The following is a 20,896-nucleotide window of genomic DNA, read 5'->3' on the forward strand; positions in this document are numbered from 1 at the left end:
GTCACCCGGCCACGCGCAACACGTCCAGCCCGCCTATCCGCGCCAGCAGGTCTACGACCTGCTCGACCTCCTCGCCGTGGCGGATCGCCGCGAAGACCGTCGGCCGGTCGGGCCGCATCCGGTCCGCGTCTCGGCGCATCACCTCCAGCGAGGCGCCCACATGCGGCGCGAGGTCGGTCTTGTTCACCACCAGGATGTCCGACCGCGTGATCGCCGGTCCGCCCTTGCGGGGAATGTCCTCGCCGGCCGCGGTGTCGATCACGTAGATCGTCACGTCCGCCAGTTCCGGCGAAAACGTCGCCGACAGGTTGTCGCCGCCGCTCTCGATCAGCACCAGGTCGAGGTCGGGGAAATCCGCGTTCAGCTGCGCGATGGCCGCCAAGTTGATCGAGGCATCCTCGCGGATCGCGGTGTGCGGGCAGCCGCCGGTCTCGACGCCGCGGATCCGGTCCAGCGGCAGCACCTGGCGTCGCATCAGCGCCTCGGCATCCTCGCGCGTGTAGATGTCGTTGGTGACCACCGCCATCGACAGCCGGTCGCGCAAGGCGGTGCACAGTGCCGCGGTCAGGGTGGTCTTTCCGGCGCCCACCGGGCCGCCGATGCCCACCCGCAGGGGGCCGTTCGGGGATGTCATGCTTGCCTCCGTCACGATCTGAAAATCCGGGAATGCAGCGCCTCGTGCCGCTGGCTCGCGATGTCGAGCGCGGGGGCGAAGCCGCCGATGTCGTCGAGGTCGGCCGCCAGCGCCCGCGCGGCAAGCGCGGCGCACAGCGGCTGCAGCGCGCGGGTGATCCGCTGCCCGTCGGTCTGGCCCAGCGGCACCAGCCGCACGCAGGCGGCGCAAAGATTGGCGGCGAAGGCCTGCAGGTACAGCCGCAGCCCGTGATCCACCGGCAGGTCCAGCGCGCGCAGCGCCGCGCCCACCGCGACCGGGTAGGCCGCGCCGGGCACGTCCGCGCCCCAGACCGCGCGGACCGTGGCGGCAAAGGCCGCGCCCTGTTCCAGCGTTTCGGCCCGCCGCTCGGCCGAGGGCGCGAGCGCGCGCGCCAGGTCGACCAGTTCCCGCAGATTCTTGCCCGCCGCCGCCTGCGCGCACAGCACCGCGTCGCTCCAGCCCGCGCCATGCTCCAGCACGTCGCGCAACCAGGCCTCGGCGCTCGTGGCATCCGCGATATGCCCGTCCTGCACAGCGGCCTCCAGCCCGTGCGACCACGCGAAGGCCCCCACCGGGAAGGCGGGCGAGAACAGCTGGTGCAGGACCAGGTGCGGATCAAGGACCATGCGGATGATCGTGCGCCGCCGCATGGGCGCGCGCATGAGCGTCGCCATGAGCCTCGGCATGCGAATGTGAATGCGAATGATCGTGGCCGTGGGTGCGCCCGTGCCCGTAGGCGCCGCCCTCGGGCGTGAAAGGCTCGGTCACCTCTCCGACCGTCGCACCAAGCTGTTCCAGCATGGCGCGGATCACGTGGTCGGGCCGGATCAGCAGGCGCCCCGCCTCGATCTGGCAGGGCGTGTGGCGGTTGCCTACGTGCCATGCCACGCGCGGCAGGTCCGGCGCGGTGATCGCCAGCAACGGCTCCGCCGCCGCCTCGACGGCGATCTCGTGCCCCTCGGTCGTGACCAGCACGCCCCCGTCGTCCAGCGACGTGGTCTGCGCGAGATCCACCAGCAGCCCCGCGCCCGAGGCCATGGTCAGCACCTTGCGGCGCAGGAAACGGGCCTCGTAATCCAGCACTAGCCGGTCGAAGGGCGTGCCGTGGACGTGCGGGTGATAGGTGCGGGCGGTCAGCATGGGTACCTCGGGGTCAGAACAGGAAATACCGCTGCGCCATCGGCAGCGTTTCGGCGGGCTCGCAGGTCAGCAGCTCGCCGTCGGCGCGCACCTCGTAGGTCTCGGGGTCGACCTCGACCTTCGGCAGCGCGTCGTTAAGCTTCAGGTCGCGCTTGGTCACGCCGCGGGTGCCCTGCACCGCGATCGTGTCCTTCGCCAGCCCCAGCGCGTCGCGGATACCGTCCTGCTGCGCCGCAGCCGACACGAACGTCACGGCCGAGCGTTCGACGCTGCGCCCGTAGGCGCCGAACATGGGCCGCGAGTAGACCGGCTGCGGCGTCGGGATCGACGCGTTGGGGTCGCCCATCTGCGCGCAGACGATGGTGCCGCCGATCAGCACCAGCTGCGGCTTCACGCCGAAGAAGGCCGGGTCCCACAGGCACAGGTCGGCACGCTTGCCTTCTTCGATGCTGCCGGTCTCGTGCGCGAACCCGTGCGCGATCGCCGGGTTGATCGTGTATTTCGCGATGTAGCGGCGGACCCGCAGGTTGTCGTTCGCACCCGTCTCGCCCGGCAGGCGCCCGCGCTGCTTCTTCATCTTGTCGGCGGTCTGCCAGGTGCGGATCAGCACCTCTCCGACGCGGCCCATCGCCTGACTGTCGGACGCGATGATGGAAAACGCGCCCATGTCGTGCAGGATGTCCTCGGCAGCGATGGTCTCGCGCCGGATGCGGCTTTCGGCGAAGGCCACGTCCTCGGGAATCGACTTGTCGAGGTGGTGGCACACCATCAGCATGTCGAAATGCTCTTCCAGCGTGTTCGCGGTGAATGGCCGGGTCGGGTTCGTCGATGAAGGCAGAACATGAGCTTCGCCGCATATCTTGATGATATCCGGCGCATGTCCGCCGCCGGCACCCTCGGTGTGGAAGGCGTGGATCGTGCGGCCCATCATCGCCTTCAACGTGTTCTCGACGAAGCCGCTCTCGTTGAGCGTATCCGTGTGGATCATCACCTGCACGTCCCAATCGTCGGCCACCGACAGGCAGCAATCGATCGCGCCCGGCGTGGTGCCCCAATCCTCGTGCAGCTTCAGCGCGCAGGCGCCGGCCTTCACCTGTTCCACCAGCGCCCCGGGAAGCGAGGCGTTGCCCTTGCCCGCGAACGCCAGGTTCATCGGGAAGGCGTCCGCCGCCTGCAGCATCCGCCCGATATGCCAGGCGCCCGGCGTGCAGGTGGTGGCCAGCGTGCCGGTGGCGGGCCCGGTGCCGCCGCCCAGCATGGTCGTCAGGCCCGAATGCAGCGCGTCCTCGATCTGCTGCGGGCAGATGAAGTGGATGTGGCTGTCGATCCCGCCCGCGGTCAGGATCTTGCCCTCGGCGGCGATGACCTCGGTCCCGGGGCCGACGACGATGTCCACGGCGGGCTGGGTGTCGGGGTTGCCGGCCTTGCCGATCTTGTGGATGCGCCCGTCGCGCAGGCCCACGTCAGCCTTGTAGATGCCGGTCCAGTCCACGATCAGCGCGTTGGTGACGACCGTGTCGACCGCCCCGGCCGCGCGCGTGGCCTGGGATTGCCCCATGCCGTCGCGGATCACCTTGCCGCCGCCGAACTTGACCTCTTCGCCATAGGTGGTGTGGTCGCGCTCGACCTCGATCACCAGGTCGGTATCCGCCAGGCGCACCCGGTCGCCGGTGGTCGGGCCGAACATGGCGGCGTATTCGGCGCGCGGGATGGTGGCGGGCATGGTCGGTCCTTTCAATGTGGGGCGACGCGCGCCCGCCGTGCTGGGGCGACACGCGCCCGCAAGTGTTCGGGGCGCGGGCCCCGGCATGTTCCGGGGCGGCCGCGCCGCGGGATCATTTCGACCCGAGCGTCCGGGTCTTCACGCGCGTCAGTCGCCGACGGTTGCCCCGCGCCTTGCGCGACAGCGGCGCGGAAAAGGCGTTGCCGGCCGCCTCGATCCCGCGGCCGCTCACCATCGCCTTCTGCCACGCGGCGAAGGCCTGCGCGAAGGCGGGCGGCTTTTCCGTCACCATGCGCACGGCCTCTCCGGGCGGCATGCTCCAGGCGCCGGCAAGGCCCATCATGCGCAGGGTCATCACGACCTGCACGTCCCAGACCATCATGCCCGTCCGCAGGGTCTGGTTGAACATTCGATAGGGGGCGAAGACGTCGATCATTTCAAACTCCGGGTCTTTCGGCGCCCGCGCGGCCGGGGCCCTTCGGTCGCCCGTGCCCTGCGGCGCTCGGTATCGGTTTTCGGCGAAAGTTTCGCCATGGATGGCACCGGGACGCGACGGGCGCATCGCGGTGCTCTCGTGTCACGAGGGGCCGAGATCGCCCATCACCATCTGGTTGAAGCCGAAGATGCGCCGCGCGCCCGCCACCGGGATCAGCGTGACCTCGCGCCGCTGGCCCGGCTCGAACCGCACCGCGCTGCCCGGGGCGATGTCGAGCCGCATGCCATGCGCCGCATCGCGGTCGAAGTCCAGCGCCGGGTTCGCCTCGGCGAAATGGTAGTGGCTGCCCACCTGCACCGGCCGGTCGCCGGTATTGGCGACCATCAGCGTCACCGGCACGCGGCCCTCGTTGAGGGCGATCGCCCCCTCGGCGGGAAGGACCTCTCCGGGAATCACGACGGGAACTCCTCGATCTTCTGCATCGCCTCGGCGACGGCATTGTCGAACGTCACTTCCAGGAACGGACTTGCGCCGCGGCAGGCATCGACCACGCGCTTGGCCCCGGCGATGTAGTCGGCGGCCTCCCGTCGCGTCCAGCCCTTCGGCAGCCGCACGAGGTCGCGCAGGTTCGAGGTCTGGTCCGCGATCTTGATCAGCCGAACCGACTGCGTCGCCCGCGCCATGTGCTCGGCCTGAAGCGCCTTGCGCTCGGGGCGCGGCAGTTCCTCCCACGCGGGATCGTCGGTCAGCCCGTCCACGATCTGCGCCACCCGCGGGCCGAACCGGCGCGAAATCTCGTTTACGCCGGTCTCGCTGTCCTCGACCACGTCGTGCAGCAGTGCGCTCGCGATCTCGATCTCGCCGGCCTCGGCGCAGGCGACCAGGTCGGCCACCTCGAGCACGTGGTTGATGTAGGGCGCGACCCCGTCCTTTCGGGTCTGGTCCTGGTGCGCCTGCGCGGCGAACAGCGCCGCCGACGTGATCAGCCGGCTCATCGGATCGGCTCGTGCACGGTCACCAGCTTGGTCCCGTCCGGGAACGTCGCCTCGACCTGAACGTCGTGGATCATCTCGGGTACCCCTTCCATGCATTGCTCGCGCGTGACCACCTGCGCGCCCAGCCGCATCATCTCGGCCACGGTGCGACCGTCGCGCGCGCCTTCGACGACGGCGTCCGTGATCAACGCGACAGCCTCGGGGTGGTTCAGCTTGACGCCACGCGCCAGGCGCCGGCGCGCCACCTCGGCGGCCATCGAGATCAGCAGCTTGTCCTTTTCGCGCGGGGTCAGGTTCATGGCTCACAACATCCAGGGTCGGGGAAGGTCGGTTTCGGTCAGGCGCTCCAGCAGCGGGATCAGGGACTTGCGCAGTGCGTACCCGTCGCGCCCCAGCAGGCGCAGGAACACCAGGTCGGAATCGAGCGCGCTGGCCCCGGCGGTGGCGGGCAGTGCGGCGCGCAGCGCATCCACCCGCGCCCCCGCCTCCGGTGCCGCCCACAGGACCGAGGCCATCGCCCCCGCGCCGCCCGCCACGCCCGCCCGCGCGAGTGCGGCGGCGGCATCACCCTCCAGCCGCAGCCGGTCGGCGAAGACCAGGCGCCCCTCGCGGCGCAGGTCGATCCGGTCGCGCAAGCGCAGCGCGCGCAGCACCTCGCCCATCGCGGCGCGGCCGAAGACCAGCACCTCGCAGGCGATCAGCCTGGCATCGCCGCCCATGTCGATGCGCAGGCGGCGGTCCAGCGCCGCGCCGTCGAACAGGATCGTCTCCTGCGGCAGCCAGTGCAGCACTGCACCCGCCTCCACCGTCAGCGCCGTCTCGACCCGGCCCGGCGCGTCGGAGACCGGCGCGCGGTAGACCCGCTCGGCCGCCTGCGTGGTCATGCGGGCCGCCGCACCCGGCCCCGCCCGCACTTCCAGCGCCAGCCTGTCGCCGCCCGTCACTCCGCCCGAGGCGTTCAGCAGCACCGCGTCCAGCGCAGGCCCGGCCGGGCGCGGGAACAGCAGCTTGGCGCAGCCCGACATCGACAGGTCGGCGATGCGAGTCCGTCCGCCCGCCGCGTGCGCCGCCAGCAGCGCGGCGCCGCGCGCGCGCTGCGCCGCCGCCGGCGGCTCGATGCCGGGCAAGCCACCATCATCCGGACCACGATCATAGGGAATGGCGCTGCCTCCTGCCTGCGCCCGCAAGGTGGACGTTGCGCAGGAAACCCGCACCCGCCGCGCCGGACAAGCCGTCCCCGCGTCCGGCGCCGCGCACCCGGCCGGACGGGAACGCGTTGCCCGCTCCGCAGGCACGATCGCCGCACGGTGCCTAAATCGTGTGCGCTTAGGAAACGCGCCTCTCGCGAACCGGAAGGGCTGGAAACCCGCGCCGATTTGCGGTCATGTCGCAGCGTACCCGCAACGTCCCGAGGCCCGGAGCATCCATGAACTGCGTCTTCATCCAGATCCGCTGCAAGCCCGGCACCGCCTACCGCGTCGCCAGCGACATCGCCCTGCGCGAGATCCACTCGGAACTCTACTCGACCAGCGGCGAGTACGACCTGCTGCTGAAGATGTACATTCCCGACGAGGCCGACATCGGCAAGTACATCAACGACAACCTGCTGGTCATCGACGGGATCGAGCGCACGCTCACCACGCTGACCTTCCGCGCCTTCTAGGGCCGGCCACCGCCAACGCCATGGAACCCCGGCGCGGCTTCTTTGGTCCGGAAATCTCCCGGGGGAGTCGCGCGACAGCGCGACGGGGGGCAGAGTCCCACTACCTCATGAGAGCAGCGCCCCCGCCACTTCACGCGGCCCCGCCCGCGATCAGGTGTTGAACAGGAAGTGCAGCACGTCGCCGTCCTGCACGGTATAGGCCTTGCCCTCGGCGCGCATCTTGCCCGCGTCCTTGGCCGGCTGCTCGCCGCCGAGGCTGACGAAATCGTCGTAGGCGATGGTCTCGGCGCGAATGAAGCCGCGCTCGAAATCGCCGTGGATCACGCCCGCCGCCTGCGGCGCCTTCGTGCCGCGCGCGATCGTCCAGGCGCGCGCCTCCTTGGGGCCTACGGTGAAATAGGTCTGCAATTCAAGAAGTTCGTAGCCGGCCTTTATCAATCGGTCGAGCCCCGCCTCGGCCAGCCCCAGCTCCGTCAGGAACTCGGCCGCCTCGTCGTCGTCCAGCTGGCTGATCTCTTCCTCGATCTTGGCGCTGATCACCACGTGGCTGTTGCCCTGCTCGGCCGCCATCCTGCCCACCGCCTCGGAGAGCGCGTTGCCGGTCGACGCGTCGCCCTCGTCGACGTTGCAGACATACAGCACCGGCTTCGAGGTCAGCAGCTGCAGCATCCGCCACGCCTTGAGATCCTCGGCGTCGATCTCGACCGTGCGCGCGGGCCGGCCCTGTTCCAGCGCGGCCAAAGCCGCCTTCATCAGGCGCTCCTGCTGGATCGCCTCCTTGTCGCCGCCGCGCACCTTGCGCACGATGCCCTGAAGCCGCTTTTCGAGGCTCTCGATGTCGGCAACCATCAGCTCGGTCTCGATGGTCTCGGCGTCCGAGACCGGATCGACTCTGCCGTCGACGTGGGTCACGTCCTCGTCCTCGAAGCAGCGCAGCACGTGCGCGATGGCGTCGACCTCGCGGATGTTGGCCAGGAACTGGTTGCCCAGGCCCTCGCCCTTCGACGCGCCCTTCACCAGCCCCGCGATGTCGACGAAGGTCATGCGCGTGGGGATGACCTGCTTGGACTTCGCCAGCTCCGCCAGCCTGTCCAGCCGCGCGTCGGGCACCGCGACCTCGCCCACGTTGGGCTCGATCGTGCAGAAGGGAAAGTTCGCCGCCTGCGCCGCGGCGGTCCTGGTCAGCGCGTTGAACAGCGTCGACTTGCCCACGTTGGGCAGCCCCACGATTCCCATCCGAAAGCCCATAGGCGTCCCCTTTGCTTGCCTGCGCGGCACGTCTAGTCGCGCCCGCCCGGACGCGCAAGCGGCCCCTCGGACGGGAAGGCGCGCGCAAGCGGGCGTTCAAAGCCGGCGGCGCCGATGCGCGCAAGCCGCTTGGCGCTAGTCCCGCGCGAAGGGCGCGTCGAGGCCCGGCACCGGCTCTCCGGGCCGGATGCGGGCCAGGCCCGGCACCGCCCGCGACCAGAACCGCCAGGCCAGCAACACCGCCGCCACCGCGAGGCCCAGCGTCAGCCCCGCCCAGACGCCCACGCCGCCGAAGCCCAGCGGCAGGCCCAGCGCCCAGGCCGCCGGCATGCCGATGCCCCAGTAGGCAAGCGCCGCCATCAGCATCGGCACGCGGGTGTCCTGCAGCCCGCGCAGCAGGCCGATGTGGATTACCTGCAGCCCGTCCGCCGCCTGGAACAGCGCGGCCATGATCAGCAGCACGCGGCCGGTCTCGATGATCGCCGCGCGGTCCGGCTCGGACGGGTCGAGGAACAGGCCGATCAGCGGCTCGGGCAGGGACAGGAACAGCAGCATCGCCGCCGACACCGCCGCCATGCCCAGCACCAGCACCGCGCGCGCGCCCTCGGCCAGGTGGCCCGCGTCTGCATGGCCCAGCGCCGTGCCCGCGCGCACGGTGGCGGCGTTCGACAGGCCCATCTGGATCATGAACGTCGCGGTCGAGACCTGGATCGCGATCCCGTGCGCCGCCAGCGGGATCACCCCCAGCGCGCCCATCAGCACCGCCGAACCGGCGAACAGCATCACCTCGGCCAGCGTGGTCACGCCGATCGGGATGCCCAGCCGCGCGACCTGCGAGAACATCTCGACGTCGGGGCGCCAGAACCGGACGAAGATCTGGTGCTCGGGCAGCTTGCGCACCGCGTAGAGGATCACGAAGACCAGCGACGTCAGGTGCGACAGCACCGACGCGATGGCCGCGCCGGCGATCCCCAGTTCCGGCGCGCCCCAGTTGCCGAAGATCAGCGCGTAGTTGGCGATGACGTTCGCGACCGCCGCCGCCAACGTGATCCACAGCACGATGCGCGTGTGCTCCAGCCCCGCGAGGTAGTTCTTCAGCACCATGACGCCCAGCGCCGGCAGCATCCCCCAGCCCGCGATGCGCAGGTAGGTCTGCGCCATCTGCGCGATCTCGTCGCTCTGGCCCAGCGCGCGCAGCATCGGCGCCGAGAACCACGCCAGCGGCATGACCAGCACGAAATAGAGGATCGACAGCCACAGCGCCATGCGCGTGGCGCGGCGGACCATGACCTCCTGCCCGCGCGCGGCGAAGGTGGCGACCATCGGCATGACGGCCCAGCCGAAGCCTGCGCCGAACAGGAACAGCGTGAACAGGAACGAATGGGCAAGCGTCAGCGCGGCCAGTTCCGGCACGCCGTACCAGCCGATCATCAGCGTGTCGGTCAGCCCGATGGCGAATTGCGCCAGGTGCCCGCCGATCAGCGGCAGGCCCAGCGTCAGGACGGACCGGAGATGCCCGGAAAAGGTGAGCGGCGCGAGAGGCATGAACGCCGATTACGCCGCGCGCCCGAGCGGGGCAAGCCCGCGGCCCGCGCCGCCCGCGCGATCACGGGAACGGCGGCCTTTCCGCCACCCTCAGGAGGGCGCGCCGACCTCGTCCCGCCAGCCGTGAACCGGCTCGAATCCGAGCATCCGCCGCGCCTTGGCGTTGGAATAGAGCGTCTCGAACCGGCCGAGCTCTCCCCGCTCCGGCACGCCGGGATAGAACCGCTCCAGCAGCGCCCTGGTTTCGGTCCCGACCGAAGTGTCGTCGTTGGCGACGTTGAACACCTCGTATCCCAGCCCGTCCACCTCGAGGCACCGCAGCACCATCCGGCCGAGATCGCGCACGTCGATATAGCCGAAGATGTTGCGCAGCCGCCGCTCGGGCTTGGCCACGTAGCCGGGGAAGTCGCGCGCGTATTCGTGCGGCTCGATCACGTTGTTTATCCGCAATCCGTAGATGTCGAGGCCGGTCCGCCGCTGGAACCCCCGCGCGCAGGCCTCGTTCGCGACCTTCGACATGGCATAGGCGTCCTCGGGCACGGTCGGGTGATCCTCGTCCACCGGCAGGTACTCGGGCAGTCGCTCGCCGTCGGCGAAGCAGATGCCGTAGGTCGTCTCGGACGAGGCGAAGATCACCTTCGGCACGCCCAGCCGCGTCGCCGCCTCGATCACGTTGTAGGTGGATTGCGTGTTGACGCGGTACGTCTCGCCATCCGGGGCGATCAGGATGCGCGCCAGCGCCGCGAAGTGCACCACCGCGTCGAAACGCGGCTGCCCGGCGCCCAGCGTCAGCTCGTCGAGCCCCGCGTAGCTGTGCAGTGCGCCGTAGACCTGGCCCGCATCGGTCAGGTCGACCCTCAGGTCGTCCACCCGCCGATCGTTCAGCGGCACGAGGTCCGCGTTGAGAACCCGGTGGCCGGCCTCGGCCAGCATCGGCGCCACGTGACGGCCCGCCTTGCCGCTGCCGCCGGTGAAAAGTATCCGCATGATCCAGCTCCCTCGCGTTCTCCGCCGGCATTGATTTCCCCCACCGCTTGCGGCAACAGGGACCGCGAACCGGGGGAACCAGCCATGACACGTATCGACGCAACCTTCGCGAAGCTCAAGGCCGAGGGGCGTCGCGCCTTCGTCAGCTACATCATGGCGGGCGACCCGGACGTCGAGACGTCGCTTGAACTGATGAAGGGCCTGCCGGCCGCCGGCGTCGACATCATCGAGCTGGGCCTGCCCTTCACCGATCCCATGGCCGACGGCCCCACGATCCAGGAGGCCGGGCAGCGCGCGCTGGCCGGCGGCATGACGCTGCAGAAGACGCTCGACATGGTCGCCGAGTTCCGAAAGGGCGACGACACGACGCCGGTCGTGCTGATGGGCTATTACAACCCGATCTATTCGCGCGGCGTCGACCGCTTCCTGGCCGACGCCAGGACGGCCGGGATCGACGGGCTGATCATCGTCGACCTGCCCCCCGAGGAGGATGACGAACTGTGCATCCCCGCAGGGCGCGCGGGCCTGAACTTCATCCGCCTCGCCACGCCGACGACCGACGACAAGCGCCTGCCGACCGTGCTGCAGAACACGTCCGGATTCGTCTACTACGTCTCGATCACCGGGATCACGGGTGCGGCGGTCGCACAGGCGGTGGACGTGGCGCCGGAAGTGGCGCGCATCCAGAAGGCGGCGAGCCTGCCGGTGATCGTCGGCTTCGGCATCCGCACCCCCGAGACCGCGCGCGAGATCGCGGGCGTGGCCGATGGCTGCGTCGTCGGCTCGGCCATCGTGGCCGAGATGGCCAAGGGCCGGCCGGTGGACGAGGTGCTGGCCTTCGTCGCCTCGCTGGCCGAAGGCGCGCATTCCGCCTGACGCCGATCGGCCGGAGGCGCGCCCCTTCGGTCAGCCGCCCGGCCTCGTCGCTTCGAGCGGCAGGCTCAGTTCGGCCGGCGGCGCAGGATATGCGTGGCGCGATAGGTCATCACCACGTTGTGCTGCTTGTCGAACACCGTGCAGGCGATCTCGGCATAGCCGCGGTCCGGCTTCGACCGCGACGGCCGCGCCGACACCACCTCGCCCTCGACGTGCAGCGTGCTGCCGGGGCGCACCGGTCGCAGCCAGCGGATCTCGTCCATGCCGGGCGAGCCCATGGACGCCTCGGCCCAGCCGCCGTCGCGCAGCGACAGGTTGAACGCCGCCAGCATCGTCTGGAATCCCGACGCGATCAGCCCGCCAAAGGGCGATTTCGCCGCCGCCTCGGGGTCGGTGTGGAAGGGCTGCGGGTCATGCTCGCGCGCGAAAGCGATGATGTCGTCCTTCTGCAGCCGCACCGTGCCGGTGCGAAACCTCGTACCGGCGGGAAAATCCTCGAAATACTTCATCGGCGCCCCTGCCCCTGATCCCTGTCCCTGGTCTCGCGCCGCGGTCTCTGCCGCGATCGCTGTGACCGTCCCGCCCACAAGAGCGCGGCAAAACGCCATTGTCCATGCCGGGCGATGGACGCAGGCACGCCGCATTGGTAACCCTTCCACACCAATTCGCCGCCGTCGCCACAAGGACCGCCATGCCCGATTTCCCCTGGTCTTCCCTGCCCCAGCCCGTGATCACCGAGATCGAGGACCTGCGCCGGCTCTACCGCCGCCGCGTGCCGAAGATGTTCTACGACTACACCGAATCCGGCAGCTGGAGCGAACAGACCTTCCGCGAGAACAGCAGCGACTTCGACAAACTGTACTTCCGCCAGCGGGTGGCGATGAACATGGCCGGCCGGTCCACCGCCTCGACCATGATCGGGCAGGACGTGGCGATGCCGGTGGCGCTGGCGCCGGTGGGGCTGACGGGCATGCAGCACTTCGACGGCGAGATAAAGGCCGCCCGCGCGGCCGAGGCCTTCGGCGTGCCGTTCTGCCTGTCGACCATGTCGATCTGCTCGATCGAGGACGTGGCCTCGCACACGTCGGCGCCGTTCTGGATGCAGGTCTACACGCTGAAGGACGACGCCTTCATGCAGAACCTGTTCGACCGCGCGAAAGAGGCGAAGTGTTCCGCCGCCGTCATCACGGTCGACCTGCAATTGCTGGGCCAGCGGCACCGCGACGTGAAGAACGGGCTGAGCGCCCCGCCCAAGCTGACGGCGAAGAGCGTGGCCAACATGATGACCAAGGCGCAGTGGGGCATGGGGATGCTCCAGACGAAGCGACGCTTCTTCGGCAACATCGTGGGCCATGCCAGCGGCGTGACCGACCCGTCCTCGCTGTCGACCTGGACGGCCGAGGCCTTCGACCAGTCGCTGGACTGGGGCCGGATCCGGCAGTTCCGCAAGATGTGGGACGGCCCGCTGATCATCAAGGGCATCATGGACCCGCGCGACGCTTTGGAGGCCTGCAACGTCGGCGCCGACGCGATCATCGTGTCGAACCACGGCGGAAGGCAGCTGGACGGCGCGCTATCGAGCATCCGCGCGCTGGAGCCGATCCTCGACGCGGTCGGCGACCGGATCGAGGTACACATCGACAGCGGCATCCGCTCGGGACAGGACATGCTGAAGGCGGTTGCGATGGGGGCCAAGGCCGCGTGGATCGGCCGCGCCTGGGTCTACGGGCTGGGCGCGATGGGCCAGCCGGGCGTGACGAAGGCGCTCGAGGTGATCCACAAGGAGCTGGACACGACGATGGGCCTGTGCGGGCGCACCGACATCCGGTCCGTGGACCGCGACATCCTGCTGGTGCCCCGGGACTTCTCCGGCGACTGGGCCTGAGGGTCCGCCGGCCGCTGCATCGGTGGCAGGAGCGCCGGGATTGCGCCGCGCCGTCGGCGCGCCCCGTCCTGTCCTCTACCGGGGCAAAAATCCTGACGAACGGTTAATTCGTCCCTGTAAGCCATTGATTTCCCTGAGGCGCCCTCGTGTCCCACCGTGGGACACCCCGCAGGTCGCCCGGACCGGGCGCCCCCGGGATCGCTCGGCCCGCCCGCAGGCCGGGGCGGCGCAGAATCGCCTTGCCAAGAGGGGCTTTCCGGCCTATCCGGGCGCCTCACGCGGGGTGACAGCCTTGGAGGCACCCTGCCCTTACATGGAGAGACAACATGGCGAACGAGGTTCCGGATCTCATTGCCCTTGAACGGACGGGGACAGGCAAGGGCGCCGCTCGTCAGGCACGTCGCGACGGCATGGTGCCGGGCATCGTGTTCGGCGGCGAGAAAGACCCCCTGCCGATCAACCTGCCCTACAACGAGCTGGTCAAGAAACTGAAGGCCGGCCGCTTCAAGTCGACGCTGTTCAACATGAAGGTCGAAGGCCACGAGGACGTGCGCGTGATCTGCCGCGAGGTCCAGCGCGACGTGGTCAAGGACCTGCCGACGCATGTGGACTTCATCCGCCTGCGCCGCACCACCAAGATCGCCCTGTTCATTCCGGTCGAGTTCGTCGGCGAGGAAACGGCCCCCGGCATCAAGCGCGGCGGCGTTCTTACCGTGATCCGCCCCGAGATCGAGCTGGTCGTGACCGCCGGCGAGATCCCCGAGAAGGTGACCGTCGACGTCTCGGGTCTGAAGATCGGCGACGTCCTGACGATCTCGGACGTGACGCTGCCCGAAGGCACGAAGCCCACGATCGACCGCGACTTCGTGATCTGCAACGTCTCGGCCCCGACCGGCCTGGCCGCAGCGGAAGACGAGGACGAGGGCGAAGAGCCCGATGCCGACGAGGTCCCCTCGACCGAGCAGACCGACGAGTAAAGCCGGAGGGGCACGTCCCTTCGTCAGCGAACGCCGACGCCCCGCCACACGCGGGGCGTCTTGCGTTTCAGGGCCAGGCCAGTGCCGATCCGGTACGGAAATGGCTGACGTTGTTGGTGAAGACGCTGTCGGGCGCCAGCCGGATCAACCGCCCGTCCGGGTCGTCGATCCGGGCGATGGTTTCGATGAACCACGGGTTCCACGCGCCCTCGTCCGGGCCGAGATACTTCGCCAGCAGGCGCCGGAAGCGATCGGGCTGCATCGCGACGACCCCGGCCGCGCCGCGCATCCCGACGTGAAGCAGCACGCCGGCGCCATTGTCGAAGTGCACGATCTCGGCCGCCGCCCGCCTCTCGTGCCGCAACCTCCGGACCGTGCTTGCGCCGGCGGTCGACGGCATCCAGAGCGCGCCCTCTTCCCACAGGAACCAGACCGGCGCGTTGCGCGGCGCGCCATCATCGGTCACCGTGGCCAGCATCGCCATCAGCGGCATCGCCAGCACCGGCTCGAGGTCGAAGGCGCGCGGCACTACTTCAGCACCTGCACCGCCTCGAATGCCTCGAGTTCGGGCGCGCCGAGATACATCTCGCCCGAGGACTTCGCCCCCGCATGCGCCGCGCGGAAGGCTTCGGACTTCGTCCAGTCGCGGAACGCCGCCTCGTCGCGCCAGATCGTGTGAGAGGCATAAAGCACGTGGTCCTCGGCCTCGGGTCCCTTCAGAAGGGCGAACTGCACGAAGCCCGGCACCTCCTTCAGGTGGCTGTCGCGCGACTTCCATAGTGCCTCGAAGGCGTCGGTCTGGTCCTTGGCGACCTTGAAACGGTTCATCGTAAGATACATGGTGCCCCTCGTGTTGCATGGCGCCACGGCCCGCCGGAGTCGGCGGCGCGTGGCGGGTTTTGGAGGGCACGGTGCAGATTTTCGCAGGTCTCGGCAATCCCGGCGGGCAATACGCGCGCAATCGGCACAATATCGGCTTCATGGCGCTGGACCGGATCGCCGAGGATCACGGTTTCGGCCCGTGGAAGGCCAAGTTCCAGGCCGAGATGACCGAGGGCCGGCTGGGCGGCGAGAAGGTCCTGCTGCTGAAGCCGATGACCTACATGAACCGATCCGGGCAGGCGGTGGGCGAGGCGCTGCGGTTCTACAAGCTCGGGCGCGAAGACCTGACCGTGTTCCACGACGAGCTGGACCTTGCGCCCGGCAAGCTGAAGGTCAAGTCCGGCGGCGGACATGCCGGACATAACGGGTTGCGCTCGATCCACGGGCATGTGGGCGACGCCTATGCCCGCGTCCGGCTGGGCATCGGGCATCCGGGCCGCAAGGAACTGGTCGCGGGCTACGTGCTGCACGATTTCGCCAAGGCCGACGAGGATTGGCTGGACGACCTGCTGCGCGGTATCTCGGACGGCGCACCGGGTCTTGCGGCGGGCGACGTGTCGCGCTTCCTGAACGCGGTGGCGCTGCGCGTGTCGCCGCCCCGCTCGGGCACCGGAACCGCAAAGCCGGCGGGCGAGAAGGGTGCAGGCGGTGCGAAGGCGGATGACCGGAAAGCCAACGATCGGAAGGCCGCGATCAATCCCGCCCCGGGGCCGGAAGCCGAGGAAGCGGCCGAACCGGACACCCGCAGCGCGCTGCAGAAGCTTGCGGACCGGTTCCGCTGATGCGGCGCTGGGTCCTGCGGCTTCTCGGGGCCGCGCTGGTGCTCGCGGTGGCGGTGGCGTTCTGGCAGCGCGACGCGATCGCCCGGCTGCACGCGGTCACCACGCTGTTCGACGAAGGCCGCATCGTGCAGAACTTCTCGCACATGGACAGGCTGTTCGACACCGCCCCGATCCCCGTGACCCGAGCCCCCACGCCGATCCCCGAAGGCGCCGCCATGACACCGCCGGAGGGCTGGCAGGACTGGCTCGACCGCCGCGCCGTGGCCGGCATCGTGGTTCTGCACGACGGCGCCGTGGTCCAGGAGGACTACCGGATGGGCACCGCGCGCGAGGACCAGCGGGTGTCGTGGTCCGTGGCGAAGTCCTACCTGTCCATGCTGGTCGGAATCGTCGTGGCGCAGGGCGCGATCGCCGATCTCGACGACCCGGTGGACAAGTACGCTCCCGCCCTGCGCGGTTCCGCCTACGAGGGCGTCAGCATCCGGCACGTGTTGCAGATGTCCTCGGGCGTGGACTTCGACGAGGACTACTTCAACTTCTTCAGCGACATCAACCGCATGGGCCGCGTGCTGGCCCTGGGCGGGTCTATGGACCGCTTCACCGCCGCGCGCGAGGATCGGATCGGCCCGGCGGGCGAACGCTGGCAATACGTGTCGATCGACACGCACGTGCTGTCCATGGTCCTGCGCGGTGCCACGGGCGAGAAGATCCCGGCGCTGATGGGGCGCCTGATCCTGGACCCGCTGGGCACCTGGGGCGACCCGCATTACGTCACCGATGGGCACGGCGTCGCCTTCGTTCTGGGCGGGCTGAACCTCACCACGCGAGACTATGCCCGGATGGGAGAGCTTGCGCGCCTCAACGGACGCTTCGACGGGCGGCGCATCGTGCCGGCCGAATGGATGACCGAAAGCACTCGCGCCTCGGCGCCGACGCTGCCCGGCGCGATGGGCTACGGCTACCAGTGGTGGATTCCTGCCGACGCCCGCGAGGGAGAGTTCCTGGCCCGTGGAGTCTATGGCCAGTTCGTCTATGTCGACCAGGACAGCGGCGTGGTGATCGCCGTCAACGGCGCCGACCGGCAGTTCCGTGCGCCGGGGGCGCTGGACGATGCGATCGGCATGTTCAGAACCATCGCGCGCATTTTTGAGCGGGAGTAAGCCATGATCGAGAAGGATGCCGAGATCAACGTGCTGGGCGAGGCGCTGGCGCCGTGCTCCACCAACCCGGTGACCGGCTTTTTTCGCGACGGGCATTGCAACACCTGCGCCGAGGATACGGGCAGCCACACCGTCTGTGCGGTCATGACCGACGAGTTCCTGGCCTTCTCGAAATACCTCGGGAACGACCTGTCGACGCCCCGCCCCGAGTTCCGCTTTCCGGGGCTGCGCGCGGGCGACCGCTGGTGCCTGTGCGCCGCGCGTTTCCTGCAGGCCCATGCCGAAGGCTGTGCGCCGCGCGTCTCGCTGGCCTCGACGCACCGCCGAGCGCTGGAGATCGTTCCGCTGGACGTGCTCGAATCCTGCGCGGACGACTGACGCCGCTTGCGGGAAGTTCCGCGCACAGACTTATCCACAAGCACCGTGCTTATTCTGCCTGATCGGCCGCAGGCGCTCTCCGTTCCGGCCGCGGCTCACCTAGTGCATCAGACAGAGGTCGCCACAAGATAGGCCCGGTTCATCGCTGTTCCTTCCGCCCGAGGACGGAATCGTGAACGAACGGCGTCCGGCGGAAAGGTCAACTCCTGCACAGGAAAAAATGCGGCTGACCTGCGGGCAACACGGCGCCTTTGGATTGACGAAAAGTCGTGGACGCACCTCGCCCGGTGCGCCGCGATATGGCTTTGCCTGTGTCGCGCCACTCAGCTCATGTCGAAGCCGAACGCCTTGGCCACCGTGTAGATGTCCTTGTCACCGCGGCCGCACATGTTCATGCAGATGATGTGGTCCTTCGGCAGCTCGGGCGCGATCTTCATAACGTGCGCCAGTGCGTGGCTGGGCTCGAGCGCGGGAATGATGCCTTCCGTCTCGCAGCACAGCTGGAACGCCGCCAGCGCCTCGACATCAGTGATCGCGACGTATTGCGCGCGCCCGATCTCGTGCAGCCAGGCGTGCTCGGGCCCGATGCCGGGATAGTCAAGACCCGCCGAGATCGAGAACCCCTCGAGGATCTGGCCGTCCTCGTCCTGCAGCAGGTACGTCCGGTTGCCGTGCAGCACGCCTGGCCGACCGCCGGTCAGCGATGCGCAATGCTCCATCTTATCGTTGACGCCCTTGCCGCCGGCCTCGACGCCGATGATGCTGACCTCCTTGTCGTCGAGGAACGGGTGGAACAGGCCCATAGCATTCGACCCGCCGCCGATCGCCGCGATGATCGTGTCGGGTAGGCGACCCTCGGCCTCGTGCATCTGCTCGCGGACTTCCTTGCCGATGATCGACTGGAAGTCGCGCACCATCGCGGGATACGGATGCGGGCCGGCCACCGTGCCGATGCAGTAGAACGTGTCGCGCACGTTGGTCACCCAGTCGCGCAGCGCGTCGTTCATCGCGTCCTTGAGCGTGCCGCGCCCGGAGGTCACGGGGATCACCTCGGCGCCCAGAAGCCGCATGCGGAAGACGTTGGGCTGCTGGCGCTCGACGTCGTGCGCGCCCATGTAGACCACGCATTTCAGACCGAACTTGGCGCAGACCGTCGCGGTCGCCACGCCGTGCTGGCCGGCGCCGGTCTCGGCGATGATGCGGGTCTTGCCCATGCGCCGCGCCAGGATGATCTGGCCCAGCACGTTGTTGATCTTGTGCGCGCCGGTGTGGTTCAGTTCGTCGCGCTTCATGTAGACCTTGGCGCCGCCCAGCCGCTCGGTCAGCCGCTCGGCGAAATAGAGCGGCGAGGGTCGGCCGACGTAGTGCTTCCAGAGGAAATTCATCTCGTCCCAGAAGGACTGGTCGGTCTTGGCGTGATCGTACCGCTCCTGCAGTTCCAGGATCAGCGGCATCAGCGTCTCGGACACGAACCGCCCGCCGAAGTCGCCGAAACGGCCCTTCTCGTCGGGTCCGGTCATGAAGCTGTTGACCAATTCGTTCATCGCCGACTCCTCTCGCCCATCAAGCCCGGGGGATACGCCGAAACCCGCCCCTGATGCCAGACCCGAATGCCCCTCAGCGACGCCCCGCCGCATCTTTGGTCGGGACAGCCTGCGGGTGAAGGACCGCGGTCGTGGGGCAAGGCCGCTTGCCCTTGTCGTCCGATCCGCATATCGACAGAACCCCGGCAATACGCTTACAATTAGCGCATGATCGACAGCCCCAATCGCCGCATCGTTTCCTCCCGCCACCTTGCCGAAGGCGATGGCTGGGAAACGTCCGAACTGGAATTCGGCATGATCCTCGCCTTCAACGCGTTCTCGCGCTGGATGGTCAAGTGCATGGCCGCGGCCGGCCAGCGCGACATGAGCGCGCTAGACATCCTGGTCCTGCACAACGTCAACCACCGCGCGCGGGAAAAACGGCTGGCCGACATCTGCTTCCTTCTCAACATCGAGGACACGCACACGGTCAACTACGCGCTGCGCAAGCTGCTGAAGGCCGGGCTTCTGGTATCGGAAAAGCGCGGCAAGGAGGTGTTCTACGCCACCTCCCCCGAGGGCGAGACCCTGTGCGAAAGCTATCGCGCGGTGCGCGCGCAGTGCCTGCTGGAGCCGCTTGGCCGGATGGACCTGAGCGGCGACGAGATGCGCGAGATCGCCGCCGCGCTGCGCGCGCTGTCGGGGCAGTACGACCAGGCCAGCCGCGCCGCGTCGTCGCTTTAGGACATCGCCTGCGGCAGCCAGGTCACCAGCCCCGGAAAGGCTGTTATCAGCACCACCGCCAGCACCAGCAGCAGGAAGAACGGGAACGCCGCCCGCGCGATCCGCAGGATGTCGATGCCGGTCAACCCCTGGATCACGAACAGGTTGAAGCCGACCGGGGGCGTGATCTGGCTCATCTCGACGACCAGCACCAGGTAGATGCCGAACCAGATCGGATCGATCCCGACGGCCGTCACCATCGGCATGATGATCGAGGTTGTCAGCACCACGACCGAAATCCCGTCGAGGAACAGCCCCAGCACGATGAAGAACCCGGTCAGCGCCGCCAGCAGCACGTAGGGCGACAGACCCATCTCGCCGATCCAGGCGGCCAGGTTGCGAGGGATGCCGGTGAAGCCCATCGCGACGGCAAGATAGGCCGCGCCGATCAGGATGAAGGCGATCATGCAAGAGGTCCGCGCCGCCGCCAGCAGCGCGTCCATGAAGTCGCGCATCGAGAAGCTGCCCGAGGTCGCCGCCAGGATGATCGACAGCAGGACGCCCAGCGCCGCGGCGTCGGTGGGCGACGCGATGCCGGTGTAGATCGCGCCGATCACGCCGACGATCAGCAGCGCCACCGGGATCAGTCCGCGCGCGGCGCGCAGCTTTTCGCGCAGGGTCATCGTGATATCGAAGGGCGGGATCAGGCCGGGAGTCATCATGGCGCGCACCATCACGTAGCCAGCGAACAGCGTCATGACCAGCACGCCGGGGATCAGCCCGGCAATGAACAGCCGCGCGATGGATTGTTCGGTCGCCACGCCGTAGACGATCAGGATGATCGAGGGCGGGATCAGCAGGCCCAGCGTGGCCGAGCCCGCCAGCGTGCCCAGGATAAGGCTTTCGGGATAGCCGCGGGATTTCAGCTCGGGGATCGACATCTTGCCGATGGTCGCGGCGGTCGCCGCCGACGAGCCCGAGACAGCTGCGAAGATCGCGCAGCCCAGCACGTTGACGTGCAGCAGCCGCCCTGGCACCCCGCCCAGCCACGGAGCGAGGCCCGAGAACATGTCCGACGACAGGCGCGAGCGCAGCAGGATCTCTCCCATCAGGATGAACAGCGGCAGCGCCGCCAGCGACCAGCTGTGCGAATGGCCCCAGAAGGTGGTCGCCAACACCAGCCCGACCGGCGCGTTGGAGAAGAACGACAGCGCGACCGCCGCGACGCCGGTCAGCGCCAGCGCGATCCACAGCCCCGAGGCGAGGAAGACCAGAAGCACGCCCAGCAGGATCAGCCCGGTGACGGGGTCGGACATGG

25 protein-coding genes are annotated in these 20,896 nt (G+C 68.9%); 8 read left to right on the forward strand and 17 right to left on the reverse strand.

From position 1 onward, the window contains the following. Nucleotide 1: 1 nt before the first annotated feature. The 9 genes from ureG to BLW27_RS05815 all read right to left on the reverse strand — a co-directional run bounded on the left by ureG (nucleotide 2) and on the right by BLW27_RS05815 (nucleotide 6,076). A complete protein-coding gene (gene ureG, locus BLW27_RS05775) occupies nucleotides 2–634 on the reverse strand; it encodes an urease accessory protein UreG (RefSeq protein WP_089880583.1) in 633 nt (210 codons plus the stop codon). Between the two features lie 11 nt (nucleotides 635–645). After that, nucleotides 646–1,281: an urease accessory protein UreF gene (locus BLW27_RS05780; protein ID WP_089880819.1), complete on the reverse strand. Its 636-nt coding sequence runs from the start codon at nucleotides 1,279–1,281 to the stop codon at nucleotides 646–648. Beyond that, on the reverse strand, nucleotides 1,271–1,795 hold the full coding sequence (ureE, locus tag BLW27_RS05785; RefSeq protein ID WP_089880587.1) for an urease accessory protein UreE: 525 nt from the start codon (nucleotides 1,793–1,795) through the stop codon (nucleotides 1,271–1,273). The genes BLW27_RS05780 and ureE overlap by 11 nt, the downstream gene beginning before the upstream one ends. Before the next feature lie 13 nt (nucleotides 1,796–1,808). Beyond that, on the reverse strand, nucleotides 1,809–3,518 hold the full coding sequence (ureC, locus tag BLW27_RS05790) for an urease subunit alpha (protein ID WP_089880590.1): 1,710 nt from the start codon (nucleotides 3,516–3,518) through the stop codon (nucleotides 1,809–1,811). Between the two features lie 112 nt (nucleotides 3,519–3,630). Beyond that, on the reverse strand, nucleotides 3,631–3,954 hold the full coding sequence (locus BLW27_RS05795; RefSeq protein ID WP_143042206.1) for an antifreeze protein: 324 nt from the start codon (nucleotides 3,952–3,954) through the stop codon (nucleotides 3,631–3,633). A gap of 141 nt (nucleotides 3,955–4,095) precedes the next feature. Then, the gene (locus BLW27_RS05800) at nucleotides 4,096–4,410 is read right to left on the reverse strand and encodes an urease subunit beta (RefSeq protein WP_089880597.1); all 315 of its coding nucleotides are present in this window, start codon (nucleotides 4,408–4,410) and stop codon (nucleotides 4,096–4,098) included. Next, nucleotides 4,407–4,949, reverse strand: coding sequence for an HD domain-containing protein (locus BLW27_RS05805; protein ID WP_089880600.1), 543 nt, complete (start codon nucleotides 4,947–4,949; stop codon nucleotides 4,407–4,409). The genes BLW27_RS05800 and BLW27_RS05805 overlap by 4 nt, the downstream gene beginning before the upstream one ends. Further along, nucleotides 4,946–5,248: an urease subunit gamma gene (locus BLW27_RS05810; protein ID WP_089880604.1), complete on the reverse strand. Its 303-nt coding sequence runs from the start codon at nucleotides 5,246–5,248 to the stop codon at nucleotides 4,946–4,948. Before BLW27_RS05810 ends, BLW27_RS05805 begins: the two co-directional genes overlap by 4 nt. A 3-nt stretch (nucleotides 5,249–5,251) precedes the next feature. After that, the gene (locus BLW27_RS05815; protein ID WP_245710787.1) at nucleotides 5,252–6,076 is read right to left on the reverse strand and encodes an urease accessory protein UreD; all 825 of its coding nucleotides are present in this window, start codon (nucleotides 6,074–6,076) and stop codon (nucleotides 5,252–5,254) included. Between the two features lie 299 nt (nucleotides 6,077–6,375). Between BLW27_RS05815 and BLW27_RS05820 the strand changes: the two genes are divergently transcribed. After that, nucleotides 6,376–6,612 carry an Lrp/AsnC ligand binding domain-containing protein gene (locus BLW27_RS05820; RefSeq protein WP_089880608.1) on the forward strand — a complete coding sequence of 79 codons (237 nt, stop codon included), beginning with the start codon at nucleotides 6,376–6,378 and terminating at the stop codon, nucleotides 6,610–6,612. A gap of 150 nt (nucleotides 6,613–6,762) precedes the next feature. Here BLW27_RS05820 and ychF read toward each other — a convergent pair whose 3' ends face one another. From ychF to BLW27_RS05835, 3 genes are all read right to left on the reverse strand, one after another. Further along, a complete protein-coding gene (ychF, locus tag BLW27_RS05825; protein WP_089880612.1) occupies nucleotides 6,763–7,860 on the reverse strand; it encodes a redox-regulated ATPase YchF in 1,098 nt (365 codons plus the stop codon). A gap of 135 nt (nucleotides 7,861–7,995) precedes the next feature. Beyond that, nucleotides 7,996–9,405 carry an MATE family efflux transporter gene (locus BLW27_RS05830; RefSeq protein WP_089880615.1) on the reverse strand — a complete coding sequence of 470 codons (1,410 nt, stop codon included), beginning with the start codon at nucleotides 9,403–9,405 and terminating at the stop codon, nucleotides 7,996–7,998. Nucleotides 9,406–9,495: 90 nt separating this feature from the next. Next, a complete protein-coding gene (locus tag BLW27_RS05835) occupies nucleotides 9,496–10,392 on the reverse strand; it encodes an NAD-dependent epimerase/dehydratase family protein (RefSeq protein WP_089880618.1) in 897 nt (298 codons plus the stop codon). Between the two features lie 84 nt (nucleotides 10,393–10,476). On the opposite strand from BLW27_RS05835, the gene trpA reads away from it, so the two are divergent. Continuing rightward, on the forward strand, nucleotides 10,477–11,268 hold the full coding sequence (gene trpA, locus BLW27_RS05840; RefSeq protein ID WP_089880621.1) for a tryptophan synthase subunit alpha: 792 nt from the start codon (nucleotides 10,477–10,479) through the stop codon (nucleotides 11,266–11,268). Nucleotides 11,269–11,333: 65 nt separating this feature from the next. On the opposite strand, the gene BLW27_RS05845 is transcribed toward trpA, so the two are convergent. After that, nucleotides 11,334–11,777 carry a MaoC family dehydratase gene (locus BLW27_RS05845; protein ID WP_089880624.1) on the reverse strand — a complete coding sequence of 148 codons (444 nt, stop codon included), beginning with the start codon at nucleotides 11,775–11,777 and terminating at the stop codon, nucleotides 11,334–11,336. Nucleotides 11,778–11,959: 182 nt separating this feature from the next. Between BLW27_RS05845 and BLW27_RS05850 the strand changes: the two genes are divergently transcribed. Beyond that, nucleotides 11,960–13,153 carry an alpha-hydroxy acid oxidase gene (locus BLW27_RS05850; RefSeq protein WP_089880627.1) on the forward strand — a complete coding sequence of 398 codons (1,194 nt, stop codon included), beginning with the start codon at nucleotides 11,960–11,962 and terminating at the stop codon, nucleotides 13,151–13,153. Between the two features lie 326 nt (nucleotides 13,154–13,479). Continuing rightward, entirely contained in the window at nucleotides 13,480–14,130 is a 651-nt protein-coding gene (locus tag BLW27_RS05855) for a 50S ribosomal protein L25/general stress protein Ctc (protein WP_089880629.1), read from the forward strand. Nucleotides 14,131–14,197: 67 nt separating this feature from the next. On the opposite strand, the gene BLW27_RS05860 is transcribed toward BLW27_RS05855, so the two are convergent. Further along, a complete protein-coding gene (locus tag BLW27_RS05860) occupies nucleotides 14,198–14,659 on the reverse strand; it encodes a pyridoxamine 5'-phosphate oxidase family protein (protein WP_218141089.1) in 462 nt (153 codons plus the stop codon). After that, entirely contained in the window at nucleotides 14,659–14,970 is a 312-nt protein-coding gene (gene hmuQ / locus BLW27_RS05865) for a heme-degrading protein HmuQ (protein WP_089880633.1), read from the reverse strand. The genes BLW27_RS05860 and hmuQ overlap by 1 nt, the downstream gene beginning before the upstream one ends. Before the next feature lie 71 nt (nucleotides 14,971–15,041). Here hmuQ and pth point away from each other — a divergent pair, with 71 nt between their 5' ends. From pth to BLW27_RS05880, 3 genes are read left to right on the forward strand one after another with little or no spacing between them, the layout of a single operon-like run. After that, nucleotides 15,042–15,794, forward strand: coding sequence for an aminoacyl-tRNA hydrolase (pth, locus tag BLW27_RS05870; RefSeq protein ID WP_089880830.1), 753 nt, complete (start codon nucleotides 15,042–15,044; stop codon nucleotides 15,792–15,794). Beyond that, on the forward strand, nucleotides 15,794–16,954 hold the full coding sequence (locus BLW27_RS05875; RefSeq protein ID WP_089880636.1) for a serine hydrolase domain-containing protein: 1,161 nt from the start codon (nucleotides 15,794–15,796) through the stop codon (nucleotides 16,952–16,954). The genes pth and BLW27_RS05875 overlap by 1 nt, the downstream gene beginning before the upstream one ends. Nucleotides 16,955–16,957: 3 nt before the next feature. Next, the gene (locus BLW27_RS05880; protein WP_425429276.1) at nucleotides 16,958–17,332 is read left to right on the forward strand and encodes a DUF2237 family protein; all 375 of its coding nucleotides are present in this window, start codon (nucleotides 16,958–16,960) and stop codon (nucleotides 17,330–17,332) included. Between the two features lie 323 nt (nucleotides 17,333–17,655). Here the strand turns inward: BLW27_RS05880 and trpB are convergent, their stop codons facing one another. Further along, nucleotides 17,656–18,876 carry a tryptophan synthase subunit beta gene (gene trpB, locus BLW27_RS05885; protein WP_089880638.1) on the reverse strand — a complete coding sequence of 407 codons (1,221 nt, stop codon included), beginning with the start codon at nucleotides 18,874–18,876 and terminating at the stop codon, nucleotides 17,656–17,658. 207 nt (nucleotides 18,877–19,083) lie between these two features. On the opposite strand from trpB, the gene BLW27_RS05890 reads away from it, so the two are divergent. Then, nucleotides 19,084–19,599 (forward strand): winged helix DNA-binding protein, encoded by a 516-nt coding sequence (locus BLW27_RS05890; protein WP_089880642.1) that lies wholly within the window; start codon nucleotides 19,084–19,086, stop codon nucleotides 19,597–19,599. Here BLW27_RS05890 and BLW27_RS05895 read toward each other — a convergent pair. Further along, complete coding sequence (locus BLW27_RS05895) at nucleotides 19,596–20,894, reverse strand: TRAP transporter large permease (protein WP_089880647.1); 1,299 nt, start codon at nucleotides 20,892–20,894, stop codon at nucleotides 19,596–19,598. The genes BLW27_RS05890 and BLW27_RS05895 overlap by 4 nt on opposite strands. Between the last annotated feature and the right edge of the window lie 2 nt (nucleotides 20,895–20,896).

This window comes from Citreimonas salinaria, assembly GCF_900107235.1.
In the GTDB taxonomy this organism is placed as follows: Bacteria; Pseudomonadota; Alphaproteobacteria; order Rhodobacterales; family Rhodobacteraceae; genus Citreimonas; species Citreimonas salinaria.

Excerpts from the sequence above, each read along its gene's own strand:
- BLW27_RS05855 (WP_089880629.1), top strand. The coding sequence starts at position 13,480 with ATGGCGAACGAGGTTCCGGATCTCATTGCCCTTGAACGGACGGGGACA.
- ychF (WP_089880612.1), bottom strand. The coding sequence starts at position 7,860 with ATGGGCTTTCGGATGGGAATCGTGGGGCTGCCCAACGTGGGCAAGTCG.
- BLW27_RS05830 (WP_089880615.1), bottom strand. The coding sequence starts at position 9,405 with ATGCCTCTCGCGCCGCTCACCTTTTCCGGGCATCTCCGGTCCGTCCTG.
- BLW27_RS05850 (WP_089880627.1), top strand. The coding sequence starts at position 11,960 with ATGCCCGATTTCCCCTGGTCTTCCCTGCCCCAGCCCGTGATCACCGAG.
- BLW27_RS05805 (WP_089880600.1), bottom strand. The coding sequence starts at position 4,949 with ATGAGCCGGCTGATCACGTCGGCGGCGCTGTTCGCCGCGCAGGCGCAC.
- BLW27_RS05880 (WP_425429276.1), top strand. The coding sequence starts at position 16,958 with ATGATCGAGAAGGATGCCGAGATCAACGTGCTGGGCGAGGCGCTGGCG.
- BLW27_RS05795 (WP_143042206.1), bottom strand. The coding sequence starts at position 3,954 with ATGATCGACGTCTTCGCCCCCTATCGAATGTTCAACCAGACCCTGCGG.
- BLW27_RS05895 (WP_089880647.1), bottom strand. The coding sequence starts at position 20,894 with ATGTCCGACCCCGTCACCGGGCTGATCCTGCTGGGCGTGCTTCTGGTC.
- trpA (WP_089880621.1), top strand. The coding sequence starts at position 10,477 with ATGACACGTATCGACGCAACCTTCGCGAAGCTCAAGGCCGAGGGGCGT.
- BLW27_RS05835 (WP_089880618.1), bottom strand. The coding sequence starts at position 10,392 with ATGCGGATACTTTTCACCGGCGGCAGCGGCAAGGCGGGCCGTCACGTG.
- BLW27_RS05845 (WP_089880624.1), bottom strand. The coding sequence starts at position 11,777 with ATGAAGTATTTCGAGGATTTTCCCGCCGGTACGAGGTTTCGCACCGGC.
- hmuQ (WP_089880633.1), bottom strand. The coding sequence starts at position 14,970 with ATGTATCTTACGATGAACCGTTTCAAGGTCGCCAAGGACCAGACCGAC.
- BLW27_RS05875 (WP_089880636.1), top strand. The coding sequence starts at position 15,794 with ATGCGGCGCTGGGTCCTGCGGCTTCTCGGGGCCGCGCTGGTGCTCGCG.
- ureG (WP_089880583.1), bottom strand. The coding sequence starts at position 634 with ATGACATCCCCGAACGGCCCCCTGCGGGTGGGCATCGGCGGCCCGGTG.
- ureE (WP_089880587.1), bottom strand. The coding sequence starts at position 1,795 with ATGCTGACCGCCCGCACCTATCACCCGCACGTCCACGGCACGCCCTTC.
- BLW27_RS05890 (WP_089880642.1), top strand. The coding sequence starts at position 19,084 with ATGATCGACAGCCCCAATCGCCGCATCGTTTCCTCCCGCCACCTTGCC.
- BLW27_RS05780 (WP_089880819.1), bottom strand. The coding sequence starts at position 1,281 with ATGGTCCTTGATCCGCACCTGGTCCTGCACCAGCTGTTCTCGCCCGCC.
- BLW27_RS05820 (WP_089880608.1), top strand. The coding sequence starts at position 6,376 with ATGAACTGCGTCTTCATCCAGATCCGCTGCAAGCCCGGCACCGCCTAC.
- trpB (WP_089880638.1), bottom strand. The coding sequence starts at position 18,876 with ATGAACGAATTGGTCAACAGCTTCATGACCGGACCCGACGAGAAGGGC.
- ureC (WP_089880590.1), bottom strand. The coding sequence starts at position 3,518 with ATGCCCGCCACCATCCCGCGCGCCGAATACGCCGCCATGTTCGGCCCG.
- BLW27_RS05810 (WP_089880604.1), bottom strand. The coding sequence starts at position 5,248 with ATGAACCTGACCCCGCGCGAAAAGGACAAGCTGCTGATCTCGATGGCC.